At 72.6% G+C, this 4,022-nt stretch carries 3 protein-coding genes; 2 read left to right on the top strand and 1 reads right to left on the bottom strand.

Features of this window, described 5'->3' with window-relative positions:
* Window positions 1-173: 173 nt before the first annotated feature.
* A complete protein-coding gene (locus tag NHG85_RS05230; RefSeq protein WP_253330476.1) occupies window positions 174-482 on the bottom strand; it encodes a rod-binding protein in 309 nt (102 codons plus the stop codon).
* Between the two features lie 2,362 nt (window positions 483-2,844).
* On the opposite strand from NHG85_RS05230, the gene NHG85_RS05225 reads away from it, so the two are divergent.
* Window positions 2,845-3,300: a flagellar hook-length control protein FliK gene (locus NHG85_RS05225; protein ID WP_253330475.1), complete on the top strand. Its 456-nt coding sequence runs from the start codon at window positions 2,845-2,847 to the stop codon at window positions 3,298-3,300.
* A 9-nt stretch (window positions 3,301-3,309) separates the two neighbouring features.
* Window positions 3,310-3,975, top strand: coding sequence for a flagellar hook capping FlgD N-terminal domain-containing protein (locus NHG85_RS05220; protein ID WP_253330473.1), 666 nt, complete (start codon window positions 3,310-3,312; stop codon window positions 3,973-3,975).
* The last annotated feature ends 47 nt before the right edge of the window (window positions 3,976-4,022 follow it).

The following is a 4,022-nucleotide window of genomic DNA, read 5'->3' as shown; positions in this document are numbered from 1 at the left end:
ATCTAGCTCGGCCAGGGCGGCGGGCGCGCCGGTCTCGGCGAGCTCTCCTTCGAGCCCTTCCAGGATCTCGCGCTTGGGGCTCACCAGCGCGCCGAGCTCGGCCATGTCGCCCGCCAGAAGCGCCGCCTTCTCGCGCGCGAGAAGGGCCGCGAGGCGCAGCGCCGCGGGCCCGCTCATCGCGCGGCCCTCGACAGGCCGGCATAGAGCCGTTCGGCCAGGCCGATCCCGCCCGCCTCGACCATCCGCTCGGCCTGGGCCTGGAACAGGAAGGAGCGGAACTGCTCCTCTCCCGCGCCGCCGCCGAAGCCGGTGTCCGGGGCGCCGGGATCGGAAAGACGCAAAAGCTCGGACAGAAAACCGGTCTCGAGCGCTTGGGCGGCCTGCCACAGCGGATCGGTCCGATCCGGAGCGGCAGCGGGGGCAAGGGCCGGGCCGGATGGGCGCGGGGCGAGCGTGCCTTGCGAAATATCGGAGGGGATCATGGGCGCGTTCCTTCGGACTGGCGTCGCACCCGACAATCCATCGGGCTGGTAAATATACGGTAAGCCTTCTTTGCCATGATGCCCCCGAGCCGCCGCCCAGAAAGGACCGCGCATGTTCGACCCGCTGCCTTCGGGCTACCACGCAGCCCCGGTGCCGGCCCGATCCGAGGCCGCCGCCGATCCGGTGCCGCAGCCGGATTTCTCCGCCCTGTTCGCAAGGATGCGGGCGGGAGAGGGGCGCGGGTCGATGCCAGTCGCCGCCCCCTTGACCGGTGGCGCAGACCCGCGAGCGGAGGAGGGGCAGGCCGAACATACCTCCCCTTCGGACGAGGAAGACGCGCAGCCCGGCGAGGCGGGGACTGATCCGGTGGCTGATCCGGACGCCCCCGCCCTGCGCGCCGCGCTCTCCGTGCAGACCGGCGGGGTGGCCTTCAGGATGTCATCCGATGACTCCGGCCTGTCCCGCCCGGGCGGGCCGGGCCTGCCAGATATGCCGCGCGGCGAGGGCGTCTCTGGAGCGGGGGGCATCGCCGTGCGGGAACAGCCCGATTCGGATTACCTTCCAGCAGAGCAAGGGGGTTTGCCTGCAGAGCCTGCCGCATCTGGCACGCCTCTCGATGAGGCGGAAAGGAAGGCAGAAGGGGCGGGGCCTGTTCTTCCGCCTCCTGCGCAAGGGGCGAGGGCGCGGCGGGCATTGCCCCTTGCGATGCCGTCGATATGGCCGGGAACGGCGGCACCGATGGGGGACGGCGCGTCGCGTCACCCTGTCGGGGAGGCCGCATCGGCCCCGCTGCCGGGCCTGTCCTCCGCCCTCTTGTCCACTGCAACGCCCCGGGCAGTCATTGCGCCGGCGGGCGGATCGTCACCCGGCGCGGTGATAGGGCTGGACGGCGATGATGTCCGCACGGCCTTCGCGGCCTCTCCGGGAATGGCACCCTATCCGGTCGAGGTGCCCGAAGACGGGGTTCCGCCCAGTCAGGCATCGCGTCGGGAAACGGCGAACCGGCCGGTGGCGGACCTGCCGTCCCGTGGCCGGATCGAATTGGGCGAAGCGTCTGCAGGACCGAGCCTCGCGCCGAACAATATGCGCCGCGAGATCGACCTTGCTCCGCCTTTCGAAGTGAGCCGGCCGGCAAACGCCGGGCCCGCGGCCGTGCACGACGTGCCGCCCCTTCTGCCCACGCGCCCCGACGGAGCGCCAGCTCTGCACGAACGGCCTGATTCGCCCGCGGCAGTGTCATCCGGTCCGTCCACGCGCGGCGATGCGCCGACTGCGGCGTTCCTCCCGCTTCGCCCGGCGGCGCCCGACATGCCGGGTTCCGGTGCGGAGATGAAACAGCCCACCGGGGATCTGCGCGCCCTCCCACCTGACGGGGAAAGGAATGCCGGGGAGGGCGCGGTCCCGGCGGGGCGGGCGCTGTCCGACGTCGCTCCTGCCTCGCCCCCGCGCGATGATCGGCGGCCGCCGCCTGCGCGCGATGCGGAGCCTGACGCCGTGATCCAAAGGCCAAAGGGGCTTGGTCGCTCGGAGGGTCGGGGCACGGATTCGGCCGCCGGATCCGGGCACAGGGCGGTTGGGCCAGGCGCGCCGGAGCAGCGCGCTGCGCGGCAGATGACTGCGCCGATGTCTTCGGTGGCCTGGCCGATGCGGGATGCCTCCCCTGTCCAGAGCGGCGGTGCGGCCCCGGCGCGGGCGGTGGAGGTGCCGCGCCGCGTTCCGGCAGCGGCCTTCCCGACCGCGGCAGGGGGCATTTCGCACGATGATGATCCAAGGCCGGAGCCGCCAGCCGTGCGCTCCGGCGCGGCGCCCGAGGGACGGCCCAGCGCCATGTCGCAGCGGGTCGTTCCCCTCTTGGAGGAGGCTTCGGCAGGGCAACCGGTCATGGCAGAGAGCCGATTCGAAGCTCTCCCTGCCGAAAGGCTGCGCGCAGGGAGGGAAGCGGTGCCGCTTGCCGAGCCGGTTGCCAGTGCAAAGGACGCCTGGGCTGCATCGGTCACCGAGAGATCATACCCGGACCGGCCCGCGCCGCGCCGGGCGCCGGGGGCGCCGGGCGGTGAACTTTTAAGGGCGGCCCCCCCGGCCCTGGCGCGATCCGATCCTTCGCCCCGATCCGACCGGGCTCTCCCCATGGCGGGGTTGACCCCGGCGCTTGCCGCCTCGCTTTCCGACGAGGCTATGCCGCGGCGTGCGCTCCAAAGACTGGCGCCCGACGCAGTGGCACGAGCCGCCATACCTGCCGCCCCAATCACGGCGTCCTCACCTGCGCCCAGGCCGCAAGCCGGCCTGCCTGCGCCCGACGTATCTGCGTCGGAGGCGGGCGGTTTCGAAGCGGCGGCGCTGCCCGGCCCATCCGCCGCGACCTTGGCCGAACGCCCGGCCGGGCTCGACCCGAGGGCCGAACCGGCGCAGACGAGCGCGCGGCCGGTAGCGCAGCAGGTCGCCGCCGCGATCACCGGCGCGGCCGAGGGGCGGGTCGAGATCCGGCTCGACCCGGAGGAGCTTGGCCGCGTGGCGCTGCAGCTGCAGACCGATGGCGACAAGGTCAGCCTCGTCATCACCGCCGAACGCGCCGAGACATCGGAGCTGCTGCGCCGCCACCTGCATGAACTGGCGCAGGAATTCCGTGCGATGGGCTATCGCTCGGTCGATCTCGGCTTTGGCGGGCAGGGCGGCGCACAGGGCCGAGACGGCGGCGCGCCGGGTGTCCGGGCGGATGCCGGGACAGAGCCACCACCGCAAGGGACGGAGGCCGAGACCCTCGTCGGACCCGCCCCCTCACCCGGCCCCAGCGGCGCCGGTCTCGATCTTCGCATGTAGGAACTCAGCATGACTCTCATTTCGGATGCCACCACGACCAGCACGACGATGCCTGCTCCGACGACCGGCGATACGGGTCCGGACAGCGCCTCGGATTTCGACATGTTCCTCACGATGCTCACCGCGCAGATACGCAATCAGGACCCATTGGAGCCGATGGATTCGGCGGATTACGCGGTGCAGCTGGCCACATTCTCGGGCGTCGAGCAGCAGGTGAAGACCAACGACGCGCTCGCCGCCTTGGCGGCGGGGATGAACGCGGGCGGCCTGTCGGACATCGCGGGCTGGGTCGGGCGCGAGGCGCGCGCGCCGATGCCCGCGCTGTTCGACGGTGCGGCGATCCCGCTCGACCTGAAGACGCAGGTCGGCGCCGATGCGGGCGAGCTGGTGGTGACGGATGCCACGGGCCGCGAGGTCGGGCGCCATGCCGTGTCGGCAGGGGCGCAGAGCCTCGATTGGGCCGGGGTGGGCGCGGATGGCTACACCCTGCCCGACGGTTCCTATGGCTTCGAGCTGGTGAGCCTCGCGGATGGTGAGGAGATCGGGCGCGCGGTGGTCGAGACCTATGGGCGGGTGCGCGAGGTGCGGCTCGGCGAGGCGGGGCCGATGCTGGTGATCGAGGGGGGCGGCGAGGTGGCCTCGGGCGCGGTCACGGCGCTGCGCGAGGCGCTCTAGACCAGCGAGGCGACCCAGCCCGCCGCGGCCGTCAGCGCGGCGCCCAC

Source organism: Limimaricola litoreus, assembly GCF_024159025.1.
GTDB lineage: Bacteria > Pseudomonadota > Alphaproteobacteria > Rhodobacterales > Rhodobacteraceae > Limimaricola > Limimaricola litoreus.
The sequence above is the reverse complement of the archived record's forward strand: the minus strand, read 5'-3'. Positions and strand labels throughout refer to the sequence as shown.

Excerpts from the sequence above, each read along its gene's own strand:
- NHG85_RS05230 (WP_253330476.1), bottom strand. The coding sequence starts at position 482 with ATGATCCCCTCCGATATTTCGCAAGGCACGCTCGCCCCGCGCCCATCC.
- NHG85_RS05220 (WP_253330473.1), top strand. The coding sequence starts at position 3,310 with ATGACTCTCATTTCGGATGCCACCACGACCAGCACGACGATGCCTGCT.